Source organism: Acinetobacter higginsii (assembly GCF_000369845.1).
Lineage (GTDB): Bacteria > Pseudomonadota > Gammaproteobacteria > Pseudomonadales > Moraxellaceae > Acinetobacter > Acinetobacter higginsii.
Window position 1 is genome coordinate 136,330 of the sequence record NZ_KB850222.1, and the last position, 17,987, is coordinate 154,316.

Sequence of the window (17,987 nt, forward strand, 5' to 3'; positions counted from 1 at the left end):
TATTCTATTCTAAGAACATCCATCTTTGATCTATGGATGTTCTTTTTTTATTGTTGTTAATTTAGTGATCCATAAACCTAATTCAAATAATAGCCACATAGGGACAGCAAGAGCAAGCATACTGAACACATCTGGAGGGGTAATGAACATTGCAATAAAAAAGAAGAACACAATGATGTGTTTGCGATGTTGTTCTAATTGTTGAATAGATAGAATTCCAATAAAAATAAGAATATAAGTTAATACTGGGATTTGAAATGCCAGACCAAAAGCAAGAAAAAGCTTTAAGCAGAAATCCAGATAGCTATTGATATCCGTCATCGGTAATACATTTTCAGGAGAAGCCAATACAAAGAACTTTAAGGCCAAGGGTAAGATCAGGCCATAAGCAAACAAGAGGCCGAGATAAAATAAAAAAATACTGGAAAGGGCTAGAGCGACACCAAATCTTTTCTCGTTTTGGTAGAGTGCAGGTGCAACAAATTGCCAAAACTGATACAGGATAAAGGGAATACTCACTAGAATTGCCAGATAAATGTTGAGTTTGAACGGCGCTAAAAATGTACCCATCACATCCGTTGCAATCATGGTTGAGTTAACAGGTAATAATGAGATTAAAGGTCGAGCAAGAACATGGTAGTTTTGTTGGGCAAGCGGGAGAAGCACTAAAAAAATGGTAACAACCGCACCAATGCTATAGATCAAACGCTTTCTTAACTCTTTCAGGTGTTCGCTATATTTCATTTCAGTGAGGTTTTCACTGACGAGATGTTCAGTCATGCGGCTTGATCCTCATTGAATTTATTTACTGTTTTAAAATGAGTTAAAAAGGGCGTCCTTAACTTGTCATGTGATTGGATATAGACATAATCCGTGGTGTATGTTGCTTTGGTTCTTTGTTCCAAAGAAACAGTGGATTGTACATTTTCAATTTCTTGTTGCATGAGCGCGAGTTGTTGTTTGAGCTGCTCTTCATTTTGTTTTATTTTTTGCAGCTCTTCTTGCATGATTCTTTTGAGTTCAATCAATTCCAGTTCATTTTCTAGATCATTCTGGATTTTATTGAGGTGGTTTTTAATTGCTCTATATTTGAATAGTACCGTTCTTAATGTTTGAGGAAGCTTTTCAGGCCCTAAAATGATGAGGGCAATAATGCCAAAAGCAAATAGTTCCCCAAAACTGATATTAAACATGGCAATATATCACTTATAACTTGGTCTGCTTCTCGCTATTTGATTCTAACGAATTAATATCTTTGTATTGTTGATTCTGTATTAATTTTGGATCATCAGGGTTAACAGAGTCTTTAAAGTCTTTAATTGCACCACCCAAATCTTTTCCTAGGTTTTTTAGCTTTGAAGTGCCAAATAATAAAATAACGATAACGGCAAATAATAGAATATGCCAAATTGATAAACCCATGCTAAAACTCCTGAGAAATATATAATAAAGACTATTAATATCATGACATCGTCTGTTTTCTAAATCATATTAATATCGATCAATATTCGATTTAATTATGCGGTATGATCCAGTAGATGAAGTGCTTGATTACGAAAATTGAATAAGCTTTCACTGTCTTTATGTCTTGGATGGGCTAAAGGAATAGGTATAATTTCCTTGATTTTCCCTGGTCGAGCTGACATCACAATCACACGATCTCCAAGATAGACTGCTTCTTCAATATCGTGCGTCACAAGAATCATGGTGATTTTTTCATGTTGCCAGATACGTTGCAGTTCAGCCTGTAAATGACTCCGGGTCATGGCATCCAATGCGCCAAACGGCTCATCTAAAAGTAAAATATCAGGTTTATTGACCAACCCACGTGCAATGGCAACCCGCTGCGCCATACCGCCAGACAATTCATGAGGGTAGGCATTCTCGAATCCAGTAAGTCCAACAATTTCGATATGCTCTTTCACACGTGCAATTTTTTCTGAACGGCTTAACCCCGTTTCTTCCAGCGCCAAATGGATGTTTTCGGAAACGGTGAGCCAAGGCAGTAAGCGATGCTCCTGAAAAATTAAGCCTCGTTTTAAATCTGTCCCTTGGATAGGAATTTTATTGAGTAAAATTTCACCTTGATAGTCTGGGTCTAGTCCTGCAATTAGACGAAGTAGAGTCGATTTTCCACAACCACTGCTGCCGACAATGGAGATAAATTCACCTTGCTCAATGTCGAGATGAATACCGTCTAAAACAGTTAAGTTGTTCTGATCACGTTGAAATGATTTATTGAGTTTTTTAATCGAGAGTAAAGGAAAAGACATTTTGAAATCCTGATTGTATTTTTAAATTAGAGGCTACTAAGCTCGCCATTGCAGCAGACGTTTTGAAATGAAGTGGATACATGTGGTCATCAAAATACCGCTCATCGTGACGGTTATTGCGCACACCAATAGGATGTCCATTTCAGCATTAATTTCAGCTTTCATCATGAGATTGCCCAAGCCTGCGCCTGCATTGAATAGCAATTCACTTGCTGTGGTGGTGATCCAGGTAAAAGGGACCGCTAAATTTAACCCCGTTAAAATATGTGGCAAGGCTTGTGGCAAGCGGATTCTTTTAAATTCACGCCAAAATGAAAACTGATACATTCGTGCGACTTCACTGTATTTTTCATCATAGTGGCTAAGTCCTTGAAAGGTATTAATGACCAAGGGGAAAAAAGAAGCCAGTGCAATAATAAAGATCTTGGCTTCTTCACCATTGCCAAACCATAAAGCAATTAATGGGGTTAGACCGAGGAGTGGAACTTGTCGGATACTGTTAAACAGTGGCGAAATGAGCGCATTAAAAACTTTTGAATAGGCGAGTAAGGCGCCTAAAATGAGTCCAGCTGTTGAACCAAATAAAAAGCCTAATCCCGCTTTCTTCAGACTACCCCATGTATTCACCCATAATTCACCTGTTTCTAGTAGTTGAAGAGAAGCAGAATAAATATTCTGTAAAGGGACAAAGGCATAGGCATGACTAGAGCCTAGTCCTGAGTTGTATTGCCATAACGCTAGTAATATTGCTGGAAGTACGAGACCTTGTAAAAGGACCACAGGCTGTTGTAATGCACCTTTTAAAGTAAGTGATAGTGACGACATTATTTCCCCCTTGAACTGAGAGCAGGTGATATAAAGCGTTGTTCGACCAAACGTAAAAGTTTATCGAGGCTAAAACCAATCATGCCTGTGATAAATACCCCGACCATCACCACATCCAGACGAAGCATTTGCCGTCCAAGCTCCATCATCTGACCAATGCCAGTACCTGCTGCAAGTAATTCAACGGCAACTAAAATCAACCATGCTCGGCCTAATGCAATTCGTAGTCCACTGATCAAGGGGGGGAATGTTGAGGGGATGATGATGTACCTAAGCCACGCTCGCGTTTTAAGTTTGTAGATTTGACCGAGTTCAATGTATTGTTTAGGAATATTTTTCACTGCATCTGCTGTTGCCAAAGCAATTGGGAAAAAACAGGCTTTGATAATGAGTAAAATTTTAAACAGTTCACCAATCCCAAAAACGAGAATAAAAATAGGAATAAGAACAAAGATCGGAATCTGGTAAAGCAGATTAAATAAGATATAAGTGTAATTACGGAATGTGGTGATTGAACCATAGGCAATTCCAAAAGCAATGGCACTGAGTGCTGCAATAGAAAATCCAAAAAATAATCGAGCAAGACTATCCTTTAAGTGCAGTTGTAGTTCACCACTTTGCAATAAACTAATAAATGTATTCCAGACCGTTGCGGGTGGCACCAGAATTTGAGTTGGAAAAATTTGTAAAGAGCAAATAAATTGCCAAGTAAGTAAAGCCAATATGGGGGAAATCATCGAGAGCAGCCCATACAACTGCTCAGCAGAAATCCTCCTCCATAGCGGAGGTCTAACCACAACGATATTCTTTTCAAGGGGAGGATTCACGAGCGTTTTCATCGCTTAGTCTCCCTGTTTCTTCTGCTGATCGTTTGCATGTAAATTTTGAATTGCTTGCTCGGCAAATTTTGGATTTAACAGCTCATCTGCTTTTAAAGGCGTTTGAATCAACTGGTTTTTCACAGCATGATCAATGACTTTGGCATAGTGTTGTTTAAGGAAATCAACTTTGTATTCAGGTGACCAATCCTGTTGCCATGTACTTGCACTATTCTGACTTTCACGTTGAATGACATTTAAAGGTTGACCAAACTTGGTTTGACTTTGCTGAAATTCATCTTTGTGTTGGGATATCCAGTTCATTGCTCTAACTGTTGCGTCAGCAAGTAACTGAGTGGTCTCTGGATATTGTTCAATATAGTTTTTACGTCCCCATAATTCCGCACGCATTTTCCAATCAGCAGGCAAGGATTGAGATGACCATATAATTTTACCGAGATGGCGGTCTTGTAAAGTTAACGCATCACTTAAAGTAAAAAATGCATCCACACTTTTGGCAGATAAAGCTGCTGCACCTGCTTGAGGGTTGAGGTTAATAATTTGAAAGTCTTTGAGGTTTAAACCTTTGCTTTGTATAAGTTGACCAAAATTGATTTCCCAAGGACGGCCACGATGTAAAGCAATTTTTTTACCTTTTAAGTCCTCAATACTTTTTACCTGTGAATCAGGTGGCACAATCAGATAGACATTATTACCAATCCCCCCAGGCACCACAATTTGTGTTCTTACCCCAGTTGCATTCAGTACCACAGCCGGTAGGTTGCCATAAAAAGCAAAATCAATTTTATTGTTCAGGAAACTTTCATTCACTAAAGTCGCTACAGCAGCAGTTGTTACTGGCTCCCATTTCAACTCAATATGTTGTTGCTTTAAGGCCTTGAGAAAAATAGGGTCTTGAGAGATGAGTTGTGGTACGCCAATAAAGTCCAGACTACCTGATGTTCCATTTGCTACGACAGCAATACGCAACTGTTGCTGAGATGGTTTACTCTCAGATGCTTGTTCGTTTTGTTTTGCATCGCAAGCGACGAGTCCTAAAAGACTAAAACTTAAAAATAAGCTAGGAAGAATACGCATATCATCATAAGAATTAAAAAATATAGAGGAATAGAGCAAGAACTAAGCCAAAATAATTAATATATAAAAATCAATTATTTATTATTTTTTATGCTGACTATTGTTTTTGAGTCAGTCATGTATGCTGTGAAACAGACATTTAAAAGTATAGAAGTGTTGAAATTTCAACACTATGTTTTGGTATGTTTTTATAAAGTTTAAATAAAACAATAATATATGTTAAAAAAATATCGAATAAAAAGCGGCATGATTTCTGCTCATGACATAGCTAACGAACACGATGTCGTGAAATTTTTAATTATTGAGAACTATTATGTCAGTTGAGTTTTTATGGAGAATTCCTGTTCATGGGGATGGTCGTCGAGCACATCAGTTACATACCCGTGGTGAATGGAATCAGTTAAATCCAGCAATTAAATCTCCACAACGCGTGGCTCCGCAACATGAAGATCAGTTATTTGCCTACTATGATTATGTACAACAAGTGGCAAAAGCGGCTGATATTGTTGGTTTTCATGGCGCATTGATTCCCGCTTTTCCTCATACTGAAGAGCCTTGGGTATTGGCTTCAGCATTAGCAAGAGAAACCAAACGACTTCGACTGTTGATTGCGATTCAGCCGTGGTTTATTCATCCAGCCTATGCCAGTCAAATGGCTGCCAGTTTACAGCGTTTAAGTCAGGGGCGAGTAGAGTGGAATGTCATTTCAGGTGGAGGCGGTGCGCAGCAACGTGCTTACGGTGATTTTATTGAACATGACCAGCGCTATGCACGGACCAACGAGTTTTTGGAGTTTGTAAAAGGTTATTCACATCATGCGCCATTTGACTATGATGGTAAGTTTTTTCATGTTGAGCAGGGTGGGTTGAGATACCCAATGAATCAATATGATGTACCTCGGTTATGGTTGGCTGGTGCGAGTGATGCCGCCTTACAAGTCGCAGGACGTCATGCTGATATTCACTTAACTTGGGGTGAACCTGTTGAGCAGCAGAAAAAAGTCATTGAACAGGCGCGAGCATTTTTTGAACAAAACTCGCCTGATCGTAACGTTAAATTTGGTATGCGTATTGATATATTGGCACGGCCTACACAAGAGCAAGCTTTTCAGGAGCTTAAACAGATGTATGAAACCATTGCTGTTGATGGTCATGCCTTTGAACGAAAAGATACTGAGTCGGTCGGTGCAAAACGTCAGCAGGCTTTGGCGCAGGGCAATCGTTTCGAAGACTTATTTGTAAGTCCGAACGTTTGGGCGGGTATGTCCAATGTACGTGGCGGACCTAACTGTATTTTAGTGGGTAGCTATGAACAGGTTGCAGAGCGTTTGCAAGAATATATTGATATTGGTGTTGGTCATTTCATTTTAGCCAGTAACCCTCATTTGGAAGAAGCCTATCGGGTAGCAGAAGAGGTCTTACCACTGGTTGGATATAAATTAAAATAATAAATTTAGATCCCTTTGATATATCAAAGGGATCTTGTTGTTTGAACAGCATAACACTGTCTGAAAACCAACATATTGAATATCGATTAATTAAAAAATAGTGATTAAAAATATAAAAATCAAATACTTGTTCTTTTGGCATGACTTGTGCAATTTTTTATTCAATATTTTATTTTTCGTTTAAAACCCTATGAGTGAACTACTATTTAACTCGCATAAACGGGCGTTGCTATTTGAACAATATGCACCTGAAGCTAGTTCAAACAACATAGCAGATCCGTTTACACGGCATTCCATGGAGCTTACGCAACCTTCTCCACCACGCTTGAATAAAGTGTTGATTGCGATTATTGCAGTTGCTTCTGCGCATTTAGGAATTTGGTATATCGCAAAACACTTGCCTACACCTACTTTGGATATTCATAAGCCAGAACCCGTGGTGATTGAAATTGTAAAACCTGAACAACCACCCAAAGTGATTGAACCTAAAATTCCTCCTGTCACAGAGAAACCTAAAATTCCACCAGTTGTGGAAAAGCCAAAACCAATAGTTAAACAGGTTGAACAACCCAAACCTTTACAGAAAGCGGTGGAGCAACCTAAAGCAGTCACTCAGCCTACGCCACAAAAAGTTGAAGAGACTGTTGTGACCAAAGAGGTGACTCCTGCACCTGTTCAGAAAGTTGTTGAACCTGTGAAGTCGGTCGATGACAACTTACCTGTGACGGAAGCGAAAGGATATGCAGGCTATCTGAGTAATCCTGCACCCGAATATCCAGAACAGGCACTCGAACGTGGTTGGGAGGGTTCTGTGATTTTAAGGGTCAAAGTATTAGCAAATGGTAGCCCTGATACGGTCAGTATCAAGCAAAGTAGTGGCAAAAAACTTTTAGATAGCGCTGCTGTAAGAACAGTAAAGCAATGGAAATTTTCACCCGCTTTAAAAGGTAAAACCCCTGTAGAAGGTTGGGTCGATGTTCCAATTCATTATCAATTACCGAAATAAATTTAATTTTATAGATTAAGAGGATATTTACATGACTGACATTAATTCATTGATCCATGACGGCACTATCTGGTTATTAGTTGCTTTCTCAATTGTGACTTGGGCACTGGTTGTAATCAAAATCGTTCAGACCCAAAGAGCATCAAAACAAGATAAACGTTTCGTAGAGGCGTTTTGGAAAGCAAAAAATTTATCTGACGCCGTGACTAAATCTGAATCGGGTCAAGGACCAGCAGCACGTGTTGCAAATGCGGGGTTTAAAACACTGATAGAAGCAGATGAAAAAACACACCATGACTTGCAAAACAGTTGGAGCCGTCAGGACTTATTGGAACGTCACTTACGCAAACAAATTCTAACTGAACGTCGTCAATTGGAGAAAGGTTCAGCGCTATTGGCGTCTATTGGTAACAATGCACCCTTTATTGGTTTGTTTGGCACAGTATTCGGAATCATTCATGCATTACAGGCGATTGCCCATTCTGGTAATGCAAGTATGGATGTCGTTGCTGGACCGATTGGAGAGGCATTGATTGCAACAGGAATTGGTATCGCTGTTGCTGTACCTGCTGTGCTTGCCTATAACTACTTTGTACGTAAAGTGAAAGCGATTGGTGCAGACTTAGATGATTTTGCAACAGATTTTGTCAGTTTAAATCAAAAGGCTGGTTTTCAATTGCCGACTGCTAAAACCAAAAATACAGCAGAGACTACGATTCTGAATGATGCTTCAACAAAAGAAGTGAAAGAAAAAGGAGTATTCGCATAATGGCAATTTCTACCTCTCAAGATGATGATGTGGTGAGTGAAATCAACATTACACCGTTGGTGGATGTGATGTTGGTTTTGCTGATTGTCTTTATCGTCACAGCACCTTTGCTGACCAATACGGTGAAAGTCAATTTGCCTAAGGCCGCACCGACTCAATCTACTGATCAGAATAAAGCTGTCGTGATTAGTGTTAATCCACAGGGTGAGATATTTTTGGATAAGGACAAAGTGTCACTTGCAAGTTTTGAACAAGAAATTCAGTCACGCAAGAATAGCAACCCGAAGCTGGCTTTGAACCTGAATGCGGATGAAACTGTTCCTTATGGGACAGTGGCAAAATTATTGGCAAGTATTGAACGAGTTGGTGTAGATAAATTATCGGTGATCACTGTTCCTCAATAATCCCAGCCACATCTTAAATAGCTGCTTCGGCAGCTTTTTTAATTTATTCTGTCAGCAGAATAAAAATCCCCTCATAAAGAGGGGAAGCAAAGTTAAACGGATGTGTTTAAGCCTTCCATAATTTCTCAAAACGCCACGTTGGAAAAATAGTATGTTCTGGGGCTAAGCCTCCAATATTTTTTGTGGCTGCATCAATGGTATGGCTAAATCCCCAGATCAGCATTCCACCACGTTCATGTTGAATTTTCTGTGCTTGGGTCAAATACACTTTTCGCTTTGCTAAATCTGGTTCGGCAAGCGCCTTATAAAACAACTCACTATATTCAGGATCTTTAAAATTGATTTTATTGGTTGTTGAAATCGGTGCATCATTGACAACAGCAGTAGATAAATAGGGTGTACCGACATTGGTTGCGTTACTCGACAATTGCCATTTATTACGGTCTGGTCCATTAAATGTTGCGGCATCGACTTGTTTGACTCGTATATTCACATTGGCATGTTTTGCTTGTTCTGCAAAGATCAGTGCAGGCTGGGCGCTGCCAGCAGGTGCAACAAGTTCAACACTTAAACCCTCTTTAAAACCAGCTTGTGCCAATAATTTTTTTGCTTCCTCGATATTTTGCTGACGTTGGGGTAGGTTAAGAAAAGCAGGGTCCTGTGGTGAGTAGAGATCATTGGCAATACGCCCCTGACCATTTAACCCACGTTGTACAAGCTCCTCACGATTGGCAATTAAACGAAATGCCTGACGGACTTTAGGATCATTAAAAGGGGCTTGTTGGGTATTAAAGTCAAAACCATTATGGGTATTGGTTTCAGAACGAATGGTTTGAATATGTTTCGCCTGCTCCAGAATTTTAATGTATTCAGGTGAAATGGCATTGGCGATATCAATTTGTCCTGCTAATAAGGCATTTAAACGTGAGACCTGATCTTTAAAATCAATCACCTCAAAACTGTCTGCATAAGGTTGATCTGCTTTAAAATAGTTTTCAAAACGAGTGAAGACAGAACGTTGACCAGGGATAAACTGTTTGACTTTATAAGGGCCTGCACCGACTGGGTTATGGATTGGATCAAAGTCGGTAGGTACGATTCCACCAAAATTCACCCAAGTTTCAGGTAGTGCAACGAAACCAGCAATTGAATTGATAAAAGGAATACGAACGGTATATTCATCTAATTTTTGAATGCGATCCCGATCAATCCATTGCACCAGACTTCGAAACGGTGAGGCAAGCTTTGGGTCAGTTAAACGCTTTACTGAGAAAATCACATCATCGGCAGTAATTGTTTTACCGTGATGGAATTCTAGACCTTTACGTAGACGAATGGTCCATTCACTCGCATTATGATTGGGTTCAGAAAATTCAGCTAAGGCAAGACGTGGCAGCATATTTTCATCCCATTCCCATAGCTTGTTATATATGGCAAAACCTCGGGTAATTCCTGCGCTTGAAGTAGATAGATGTGGGTCTAAACTGCCTGACTGTTGTCCACCAATTAGACCTAATCGAATCGTTCCACCATGTTTGGGAGTGAGTGAAGATGGGCTCTGTACGTCTGTACCCGTTTGTGGTGATTGATCGCAGCCAGACAAGCTCCCTATTAAAGAAACACCACCTACTGCGCTAAGACTTTGTGCTAAAAACTTTCGACGTGACAATAGAATTGATCGACTTGTCATTATAAATACTCATATTGGATAGTCATCTTTATGGACTTGCAGAATAAATGCCAATAATTTATTTATATTTATCAGTGTCTTAATTAATTATGGTTTTTGTTTACTGTCTTTATTTCAACAAATCTGTTGAAAAAATAAACATTTATAAAGCTGATATCTAAATATATAAAAATTAAAAACTATTAAATCAATATCTTGGGTGTTGTTTTGAGGCTGTTTAATGATTGGCATAGGCCTTGCGTAACGTACTGTAAATTTACTTTACTGAGTATGATATGAAGCAGCCTTTTCAATTAAAACCTTTAGTGATTGCCTTAGCCTTTTCGGGGGTATCTTTACCCATACATGTGTTTGCCGAAGAAACCCAAAATACATCGGCAAATACTGAAAGTGATGTGATTACTTTGGCAGATGTCGTGGTGACTGGTGCAAATAAAAAACAAACTGTTGTTCCCAAGCGTAAAGTGACTTCAATCTATGGAACGGATAGCTCTGTATTAGACACACCTCGTGTAGTGTCCCAAGTATCGGAACAACAATTTCGTGAAGATGTGATTCGTAGTGCAGATGATCTTGTTAAATATGCGCCAAGTATTACCCGAGGTGGAGGACAAAATGCTAATTTCGCACCGCAGATACGAGGGCAAAATTCAGAGGTCTTTCAAGATAGCCAACGAATTTATAGTACCCGTCATCCGACCAATTTAAATGCATATGAAGCGGCAGATATTGTGGCAGGGCCAACGGGAGTGATTTTTGCACCTACTTCGGGTTCAGGTGGATATATTAATTACCTCACTAAAAAACCTAACTTTAATAAAGCAGAAACAACGATTTCTGGTTCGGTTGGTTCAATCTATGCAGGAAAAGGTTCAGAACCTAATTTTTCTGTCAGTATTGATCATACCGCCCCGATCTCTAAAGAACTTGCATTCCGTGTCAGCGCAACAGCCCAAAAAACCGATGATTATTATGACAATGTGAAAAATAATTTTAATGCATTCTATGGTGCATTGGCTTGGCGTCCAGATGATAGTCTACGTGTCGACTGGAATATAAGTTATGACGATTATTATGATTTTAACGTGACACATGGTTGGAATAGGGCAACACAACAATCAGTTGATAACCGTCAGTATTACAAAGGCAGGGCAACGCCAATTATTCAAAATGGTGCGACCTTTTGGTCGCCAGTATTTGAGTCTGGGGCAGCAAACTCCAAAGTGATTGGTTGGCAAAACCGACAGAAGAATGACAAAAACCAATATATTGCAGTAGGTGCGGTTCAAACAACACCATTACCAAATGCAACAGCGGATCAGGCTGGAACAATTCGAGGTTGGGTCTATGATCCATCTATACCTGGTAATGGATTGGTCAAACTAGACGATAATATTTCTGGTCGAAGTGAAGATAAAAATAGTGCCAAACGATTCAGCACCCAATTAAAATTAGTTAAAGATTTGAATACACATTGGTCTGTTTCTAATAGTACGCTTTATCAAAATAGCAAGGATTTAGGTGATTCGGTTGGAAGTTTCTTTACTGATCTGGAACATGAGTTATTTGATAATCGCCTAGAATTCCTCGCAGATTATGATTTCGAGTTGTTTGGGCTTAAGGTGAATAATAAAGGCAGTACAGGAGGCGCTTATCGCCGTGAGGAGTTTACTTCTTTAGCGGCAAATAATAGTTTTAATATTAATCCTTATGATCTGACCAATGATCCTTCTCAAAAAAATCCAGGGGATTTACTTGGGTTGGTCAATAATAGCAGTTCAACAGGAGGCTGGATTGGACAAGCCGGTGTTCCTCAATATTCTCAGTACTTTGGTTATTTAAATCTACCAAGAATGTATCCAGTCGGCCATGGCTTATATGCTGAAAAAGGTGGTTTCCCTCCCAATGGTGGTGGTGCTGTTTATACAGGAACGGGATCTTGGGATACGTGGAGTGTGTTTACTCAGCAGAATTTTACTTTTAATGATGTGTTTGGCATTAATCTTGGGATTAATCATAGTTCAATCAAAGCCAAACTGGAAAACCCGTTGGTCTTAGTGCCGACAGATGTCCGTTCAGATCGTAATAAGTATAGTTTGCTCAGTTATCAAGCCAGTACATTTATCAAGCCAACAGAAAAAACTACACTGTATTTTACCTATGATAAGAGCACTGCACTCAACACAGGTGTTTTTGGCCCATTTTTAATTTGGGGGGCAGGCAATCAACTGAATCCTTTAGCGTTTGACAGTCAAAGTGAATTAAAGGAATTAGGATTTAAATATGAGCCGATCATTGATCAACTATTTCTCACATTAAGCGGATTTGAGCAGAAGCGAGATTTATCACCTGATACAAATGGCAATATGGCACGCTTTGAAGTCAAAGGGATTGAATCTTCACTACGCTGGCAGCTACAAAAAAATATTGCAATAGGTGGTAACTTAACCTATTTGAATGCTGAATATAGCTCAATTATTCCAGCAGGATTTTCTCCCTTTGGTTTCCATGCAGACAATGCGACTGTCTGGGGGGACAGTAATGGGTTAAACCAGCGTAAAGCAGGTCGTTATGATGCGGCGGGTATTCCAAAATACTCTGCCAGTGCTTATGTGGATTATCAACATCAGTCAGGTTTTGGTGTAAATCTTTCAGGGTGGTGGACAAGTGACTGGTATACCAATTTAAGCCAGACGGTTAAAGTTCCAAATAACTATAATTTAGATTTGGGATTATATTATCGACAACCACAATGGACTGTGGGTTTAAATATTCTGAATTTAACCAATGAACGTAATTTTGTGAATGGTTTAGCCGGTGCAAATAGTGAATTCTTACAACCAATGCGTCCACTCACGGTACAGGGACAATTTAGTTATAAATTTTAAATACATGAAATATTTTTAATTCTAAATAGCCATACAGTTGTATGGCTATTTTTTTCTTTCATTTTTCAAAAACAAACAATGTTGGAATAACAACAACAACATAGGGAAAAATGTTTATCTATCAGCAAAATCTAATCATGAGTTTTATTTTTGTTTTTTAAGGTATTGAAATTTATAAAATAAATTAAGTGGCATAGAAGTTGCCAATATAAGAATAGATTTATTTAAATGGAGTCACCATGTTTAAGGTCACAAAAATTAGGCAGAGTATTTTAACTGCTATGTGGGGAGTAACAGCGAGTGTTTCGACATTGGCTTTGGCAAATGAAGAGATCGATACAGGCATCACAGCTGAGCAACAGGCGCAGGTGGTCAATGCAAAAGATGTCAAAAAGTTAAGTGATGTGATTGTAACCGCACAATATCGAGCACAAAATATTCAAAAAGTTCCAACCGCGATTACGGCTGTTTCTGGTAAAGATTTGGCTGCCAAGGGCTCAACCTTTATTGGTGATGTTTTAACCTACACACCAAATGCAGCAGCGGAAAATCCAGATGGTGATAGCCGACCACGTTGGTATATCCGTGGTTTGGGTACAGGGGATGTTGCTGCATCGACTGTATTTCCAGTCGGTATTTATGCAGATGGTGTGTATTTGAATGCTCCCGTTGCTGGTGCAGGAGACTTATTCGATCTAGAGCGGATCGAGGTTTTACGTGGGCCACAAGGGACGCTCTACGGTAAAAATACTACAGCAGGTGCAGTTAATTATATTTCCAAAAGACCAACTTTCTCAGAAAAACCAAATGGCTATGCAACGATAGGTGTAGGTGATCATAACCTACGTACTTTCGAGGGGGCTGCCAATGGCAAAGTCTCAGACAATATTGCAGTACGGGGCGCTTTTTACTCTGAAGATCGTGATGGCTATGCAAAGAATTTAGCGAATGGCGAAGATTATGGCGATGTTGATAAGAAATCTTTCCGTTTCCAGATTTTAGGTAAAGTGAATGACCAATGGAATGCATTAGTTAACTTACATAGCCAGACCTACAATGGTTTAGGAAACAATGGTTCCTTAAGTATTGGGAAATATTGGGGCGTTTATGAAAGACCAGAGGGACGTAATACCAATTTAGATTTAGATGAAAGTAATAAAATTCAGCATGATGGTGCTTCATTCACTTTAAATGGAGATTTAGGAGGGGGCCATAGCTTTACCTCAATCACGGCTTTTGACAAGACCACACAAAAGTCAATTTCAGATGGTGATTACACCCCTTATGACGTTGCGCGAAGTTATAGCGATAATGAATGGCGTCAATATAGCCAAGAGTTTCGAATTTCATCCGATGCGAACAAACGTTTAAGCTGGATTGCAGGATTACATTATTTTAACGAAGATCTAGATTCTAAGGGTGTGAGTGCACGGGTCAAGAAAACTTTGCCAAATGGTGCGCCTGCACAGACGGCATCCACTCCTGCATTTAGAGACATTACTTATAATCAGGCTACACAAAGCTTTGCCGTGTTTGGAAATAGTACCTATAAATTTACAGATAAATTTAAGGTGACGGGTGGATTACGCTGGACCAGTGAAGAAAAAGATATTGATCTCGATCTGACTCAGATTACAACAGGCGACTACACCAAAGGAAGTTGGTGGAAAAAAGATGGGTATAGCAACGCCGTCTATAACCCAACTGCAAATGCGAACGGTTCAACCAGTCGTAAGAAAACATGGAATGAGTTGACCTATGACATTACACCAGAATATGAAATTACCCCTGATTTAAATACTTATTTCAGATTTGCACGTGGTTTCCGTTCTGGTGGTTTTAATACAGGTCTATCTAGTAGCCTAACCCAACTTGCGGATGTTAACCCTGAATATTTAAACAGTTACGAGCTCGGTTTGAAATCTAGCTTACTGGGTGGGGATTTAGTCGCAAATGCCAATATTTTCTATTACGACTATAAAGATATCCAGACCAATTTATTAGTTGCAACAGAGGGGCAAGGGGGCGGTGTTACTTCAGTTTTAGCCAATGGGCCAAAAGCAGAAGTGAAAGGTGCAGAGTTAGAGCTTGATTATTTAGCCACTGAGAATCTACGGTTACGTTTTGCAGGGGCTTATTTAGATAGTGAATATACTGACTTCGTTGACAAGAACCCGGTAACCAATGTGGTCAATGCTGACAATACCGGGAACAGTTTAGTCCGCTCACCCAAATATACCATCGGTGTTGGTGGTGAATATACCTTCAATTTAAATGATGGCGCTCGTATCGTTGTTGGTACTGACGCAAGCTATCGTGACCGTGAATATTTCTTGGTAAATCGCCAAGACTATTCGGTTGATCCAATCCTAAGCCAAAAATCTTATACCTTGTGGAATGCCAATATTGGTTATCACAGCGCAAATAATAAATATCAGGTCAATACCTATGTTAAGAATTTGCTGAATGAAGAATATCAGGTACATGGTCGTCCAAATGGCCCAGCAGGACAATATGTTTTAACCTACGGAAACCCACGCCAAGTTGGTGTTTCTCTCACAGCCAAATTCTAACTGTTATACGGAGAACATCATGGGAATTGAATTTTTTACTCGTCTACCTTTGCATGGTGAAGCTGAATTTTTAGCAGGCGATCCTCGTAATCGTGGTGATTGGGCGCGTGTATCTGGTGTGGAAAATACTGGAGCAACATCCAACTATCAAGTGGGTGATGACTTTACTTATATTGACTATTTAGCACAGGTGGCGCGCGCAGCAGAAATCAATGGTTTCGCAGGTGCTTTGATGGTCAATGCGCCAACAGGAGAGGAACCTTGGACGGTTTGTTCGCTATTAGCCAGAGAAACCAAGCGACTAAATTTTGTGACGGCATTCCAGCCTTATCACTTTAGTCCATACAATGCGGTACAGAGTGCTGCAACCTACCAACGTGCAACAGGCAATCGCTTGGTGTGGAATATCATTAATGGTGGTTCTGAGGTGATTCAACGTCAGGTTGGAGATGCCACGCCTCATGATGACCGTTATATCCGCGCAACGGAGTTTCTCGATGTTGTAAAAGGTTATTGGTATAACGAATCATTCCATTACCAAGGCAAATATTATTCTGCTGAGGGCGGCGGATTAAAGTATCCACTCAATAAAGCTGAGTTACCCATCATTTGTACAGCTGGCTCTTCTGAAGCCGCACGTGAGTTTGGTGCAAAGCACGCAGATTATTATTTAATGCGTGCTGAAAAACCAAGTGAGATTGCCGCATTGATTGCGGATGTACGTAAACGTGCTGCGAAGTATGGTCGTGACAATATTAAATTTGGTTTATCCATTGATACAATTGCTCGACGTAGCGAACAGGAAGCTTTGGCAGAGGCGCAACGTTATTTAGATGAAGCAGCAGAGAAGCAGCGTTTGCATGCTTCAGCTGCTCATGCAGGACTCAGATCAGCGCGGGTACTCAGTTTTGAAAAAGAATATGCGGATAAAGATGGCAGCAAAAATGTGAATGATTTCTTCATTCATCCCAATGTTTGGTCTGGCTTTGGCTACATTGGCATCCCTCCAGGTGTTGCTTTGGTGGGTAGCTACCAACAAATTGTTGAACGCATTAAGGAATATAGCAGTATTGGAATCGACTTGTTCTTCCTTGCCGGTTATCCGCATTTAGAAGAAGCTTATCGCTTAGGTGAACATGTTCTGCCACATTTTAAAAACCAACGTCAGGCATTACAGCGTATACCAGAAGAATCAAAGTATCGTATTGCCTAGAATCGTTCTCAATCCTATTCAACCAAGACTTTAACTAGAAGTCTTGGTTTGTTCCATATAAGTCAAAGTATTAATTTTTCTAAAGGCCAAGTCATGTCATATTCAAATGATAAACCACTCAATATTGTCGCAGTTTCAGGTGGTCTTAACAGCCCATCAAAAACTGAAAGTTTGATTCAAACGATTTTGGATGAATTAGCGCAAGCAATCGAAATAAATGTGAGATTTGTAAAACTCAGTGAGATTGGTCCTTTATTGGGTGGTGCAATTTATCGGAGTCAGTTACCCAAACAAGTACAAGATGATTTGGCTGCTATTGAAGCGGCTGATGCCTTGATTGTTGGTACGCCAGTTTATCGTGCTTCTTTTACGGGGCTGTTTAAACACTTATTTGATTTTGTCGAGCAGACGGCTTTAGTGGATGTTCCAGTATTACTTGCTGCATCTGGTGGGAGTGATCGCCACGCTTTGGTACTTGAGCATCAACTTCGTCCTTTGTTCAGCTTTTTCCAAGCACAGACTTTACCTATAGGTGTTTATGCAACAGATCGTGACTTTACTCCTGAATATACAGTCAAAAGTGAAGCATTGAATGACCGTATCTTGCTTGCTGTTGCTCGAGCTTTACCAATTTTGCAATGGGCACCAGCGAAAGGATTACGTGAGCAAAAGGTTAAGGCTAAATCAGAAAAGGCCAATCAGGACTTAAGTATCAATAAACAAGTTGAACAGGATTCTATACTGCCATCTGTTGAAGTACCGGATTTAGATGTTGCTGAGGCAAGACTACATCATAAAAAGACCATCGCTGTGTAGAGTGTTAAACTCAGTTTTATATATCCTAGGTAATAAAATTCAAGAGGGTACATGTGTTCCCTCTCATTTTATTGGGTTCAGAATTTTTAACCCATTAAAAAATGTACAAAAAGCTAATGGGTCAAAATTGGGTAAATTTGAGTTGTATAAAAGTAAAATTTAAACAA

The 17,987-nt window shown here is 39.6% G+C and carries 16 protein-coding genes; 8 read left to right on the forward strand and 8 right to left on the reverse strand.

The annotated features are described in order from the left end of the window. Positions 1-30: 30 nt before the first annotated feature. From tatC to F885_RS04680, 7 genes are all read right to left on the reverse strand, one after another. A complete protein-coding gene (gene tatC, locus F885_RS04710) occupies positions 31-780 on the reverse strand; it encodes a twin-arginine translocase subunit TatC (protein WP_005321533.1) in 750 nt (249 codons plus the stop codon). Next, positions 777-1,193, reverse strand: a complete 417-nt coding sequence (gene tatB, locus F885_RS04705; protein ID WP_005205340.1) for a Sec-independent protein translocase protein TatB — start codon at positions 1,191-1,193, stop codon at positions 777-779. Before tatB ends, tatC begins: the two co-directional genes overlap by 4 nt. Before the next feature lie 13 nt (positions 1,194-1,206). After that, the gene (locus F885_RS04700; RefSeq protein WP_004655037.1) at positions 1,207-1,422 is read right to left on the reverse strand and encodes a Sec-independent protein translocase subunit TatA; all 216 of its coding nucleotides are present in this window, start codon (positions 1,420-1,422) and stop codon (positions 1,207-1,209) included. 95 nt (positions 1,423-1,517) lie between these two features. Next, entirely contained in the window at positions 1,518-2,273 is a 756-nt protein-coding gene (locus F885_RS04695; protein ID WP_005321542.1) for an ABC transporter ATP-binding protein, read from the reverse strand. Positions 2,274-2,309: 36 nt separating this feature from the next. Then, a complete protein-coding gene (locus F885_RS04690) occupies positions 2,310-3,098 on the reverse strand; it encodes an ABC transporter permease (RefSeq protein ID WP_005321544.1) in 789 nt (262 codons plus the stop codon). Further along, positions 3,098-3,937 carry an ABC transporter permease gene (locus tag F885_RS04685; RefSeq protein ID WP_005321546.1) on the reverse strand — a complete coding sequence of 280 codons (840 nt, stop codon included), beginning with the start codon at positions 3,935-3,937 and terminating at the stop codon, positions 3,098-3,100. Before F885_RS04685 ends, F885_RS04690 begins: the two co-directional genes overlap by 1 nt. Positions 3,938-3,940: 3 nt before the next feature. Next, entirely contained in the window at positions 3,941-5,014 is a 1,074-nt protein-coding gene (locus F885_RS04680; protein ID WP_005321550.1) for an ABC transporter substrate-binding protein, read from the reverse strand. Positions 5,015-5,327: 313 nt separating this feature from the next. On the opposite strand from F885_RS04680, the gene F885_RS04675 reads away from it, so the two are divergent. The 4 genes from F885_RS04675 (at position 5,328) to F885_RS04660 (ending at position 8,640) form a co-directional block, all read left to right on the forward strand. Then, positions 5,328-6,461 (forward strand): LLM class flavin-dependent oxidoreductase, encoded by a 1,134-nt coding sequence (locus F885_RS04675; protein WP_005321553.1) that lies wholly within the window; start codon positions 5,328-5,330, stop codon positions 6,459-6,461. Positions 6,462-6,651: 190 nt separating this feature from the next. Next, the gene (locus F885_RS04670; protein WP_005321555.1) at positions 6,652-7,467 is read left to right on the forward strand and encodes an energy transducer TonB; all 816 of its coding nucleotides are present in this window, start codon (positions 6,652-6,654) and stop codon (positions 7,465-7,467) included. 31 nt (positions 7,468-7,498) lie between these two features. After that, a complete protein-coding gene (locus tag F885_RS04665; protein WP_005321556.1) occupies positions 7,499-8,236 on the forward strand; it encodes a MotA/TolQ/ExbB proton channel family protein in 738 nt (245 codons plus the stop codon). Further along, positions 8,236-8,640, forward strand: a complete 405-nt coding sequence (locus F885_RS04660; protein ID WP_004655022.1) for an ExbD/TolR family protein — start codon at positions 8,236-8,238, stop codon at positions 8,638-8,640. The genes F885_RS04665 and F885_RS04660 overlap by 1 nt, the downstream gene beginning before the upstream one ends. Positions 8,641-8,746: 106 nt before the next feature. On the opposite strand, the gene F885_RS04655 is transcribed toward F885_RS04660, so the two are convergent. After that, a complete protein-coding gene (locus F885_RS04655) occupies positions 8,747-10,330 on the reverse strand; it encodes an ABC transporter substrate-binding protein (protein WP_005321558.1) in 1,584 nt (527 codons plus the stop codon). Positions 10,331-10,605: 275 nt separating this feature from the next. Between F885_RS04655 and F885_RS04650 the strand changes: the two genes are divergently transcribed. The 4 genes from F885_RS04650 (at position 10,606) to msuE (ending at position 17,820) form a co-directional block, all read left to right on the forward strand. Continuing rightward, positions 10,606-13,218, forward strand: a complete 2,613-nt coding sequence (locus F885_RS04650) for a TonB-dependent receptor (RefSeq protein WP_005321559.1) — start codon at positions 10,606-10,608, stop codon at positions 13,216-13,218. 239 nt (positions 13,219-13,457) lie between these two features. Further along, the gene (locus F885_RS04645) at positions 13,458-15,791 is read left to right on the forward strand and encodes a TonB-dependent receptor (RefSeq protein ID WP_005321562.1); all 2,334 of its coding nucleotides are present in this window, start codon (positions 13,458-13,460) and stop codon (positions 15,789-15,791) included. Positions 15,792-15,810: 19 nt separating this feature from the next. After that, entirely contained in the window at positions 15,811-17,004 is a 1,194-nt protein-coding gene (locus F885_RS04640) for an LLM class flavin-dependent oxidoreductase (protein ID WP_005321564.1), read from the forward strand. A 93-nt stretch (positions 17,005-17,097) separates the two neighbouring features. Further along, positions 17,098-17,820, forward strand: a complete 723-nt coding sequence (gene msuE / locus F885_RS04635; protein ID WP_004805290.1) for an FMN reductase — start codon at positions 17,098-17,100, stop codon at positions 17,818-17,820. Positions 17,821-17,987: the final 167 nt, after the last annotated feature.

Excerpts from the sequence above, each read along its gene's own strand:
- F885_RS04690 (WP_005321544.1), bottom strand. The coding sequence starts at position 3,098 with ATGTCGTCACTATCACTTACTTTAAAAGGTGCATTACAACAGCCTGTG.
- tatB (WP_005205340.1), bottom strand. The coding sequence starts at position 1,193 with ATGTTTAATATCAGTTTTGGGGAACTATTTGCTTTTGGCATTATTGCC.
- F885_RS04650 (WP_005321559.1), top strand. The coding sequence starts at position 10,606 with ATGAAGCAGCCTTTTCAATTAAAACCTTTAGTGATTGCCTTAGCCTTT.
- F885_RS04655 (WP_005321558.1), bottom strand. The coding sequence starts at position 10,330 with ATGACAAGTCGATCAATTCTATTGTCACGTCGAAAGTTTTTAGCACAA.
- tatC (WP_005321533.1), bottom strand. The coding sequence starts at position 780 with ATGACTGAACATCTCGTCAGTGAAAACCTCACTGAAATGAAATATAGC.
- F885_RS04640 (WP_005321564.1), top strand. The coding sequence starts at position 15,811 with ATGGGAATTGAATTTTTTACTCGTCTACCTTTGCATGGTGAAGCTGAA.
- F885_RS04680 (WP_005321550.1), bottom strand. The coding sequence starts at position 5,014 with ATGCGTATTCTTCCTAGCTTATTTTTAAGTTTTAGTCTTTTAGGACTC.
- msuE (WP_004805290.1), top strand. The coding sequence starts at position 17,098 with ATGTCATATTCAAATGATAAACCACTCAATATTGTCGCAGTTTCAGGT.
- F885_RS04695 (WP_005321542.1), bottom strand. The coding sequence starts at position 2,273 with ATGTCTTTTCCTTTACTCTCGATTAAAAAACTCAATAAATCATTTCAA.
- F885_RS04660 (WP_004655022.1), top strand. The coding sequence starts at position 8,236 with ATGGCAATTTCTACCTCTCAAGATGATGATGTGGTGAGTGAAATCAAC.
- F885_RS04645 (WP_005321562.1), top strand. The coding sequence starts at position 13,458 with ATGTTTAAGGTCACAAAAATTAGGCAGAGTATTTTAACTGCTATGTGG.
- F885_RS04670 (WP_005321555.1), top strand. The coding sequence starts at position 6,652 with ATGAGTGAACTACTATTTAACTCGCATAAACGGGCGTTGCTATTTGAA.
- F885_RS04675 (WP_005321553.1), top strand. The coding sequence starts at position 5,328 with ATGTCAGTTGAGTTTTTATGGAGAATTCCTGTTCATGGGGATGGTCGT.
- F885_RS04665 (WP_005321556.1), top strand. The coding sequence starts at position 7,499 with ATGACTGACATTAATTCATTGATCCATGACGGCACTATCTGGTTATTA.
- F885_RS04685 (WP_005321546.1), bottom strand. The coding sequence starts at position 3,937 with ATGAAAACGCTCGTGAATCCTCCCCTTGAAAAGAATATCGTTGTGGTT.
- F885_RS04700 (WP_004655037.1), bottom strand. The coding sequence starts at position 1,422 with ATGGGTTTATCAATTTGGCATATTCTATTATTTGCCGTTATCGTTATT.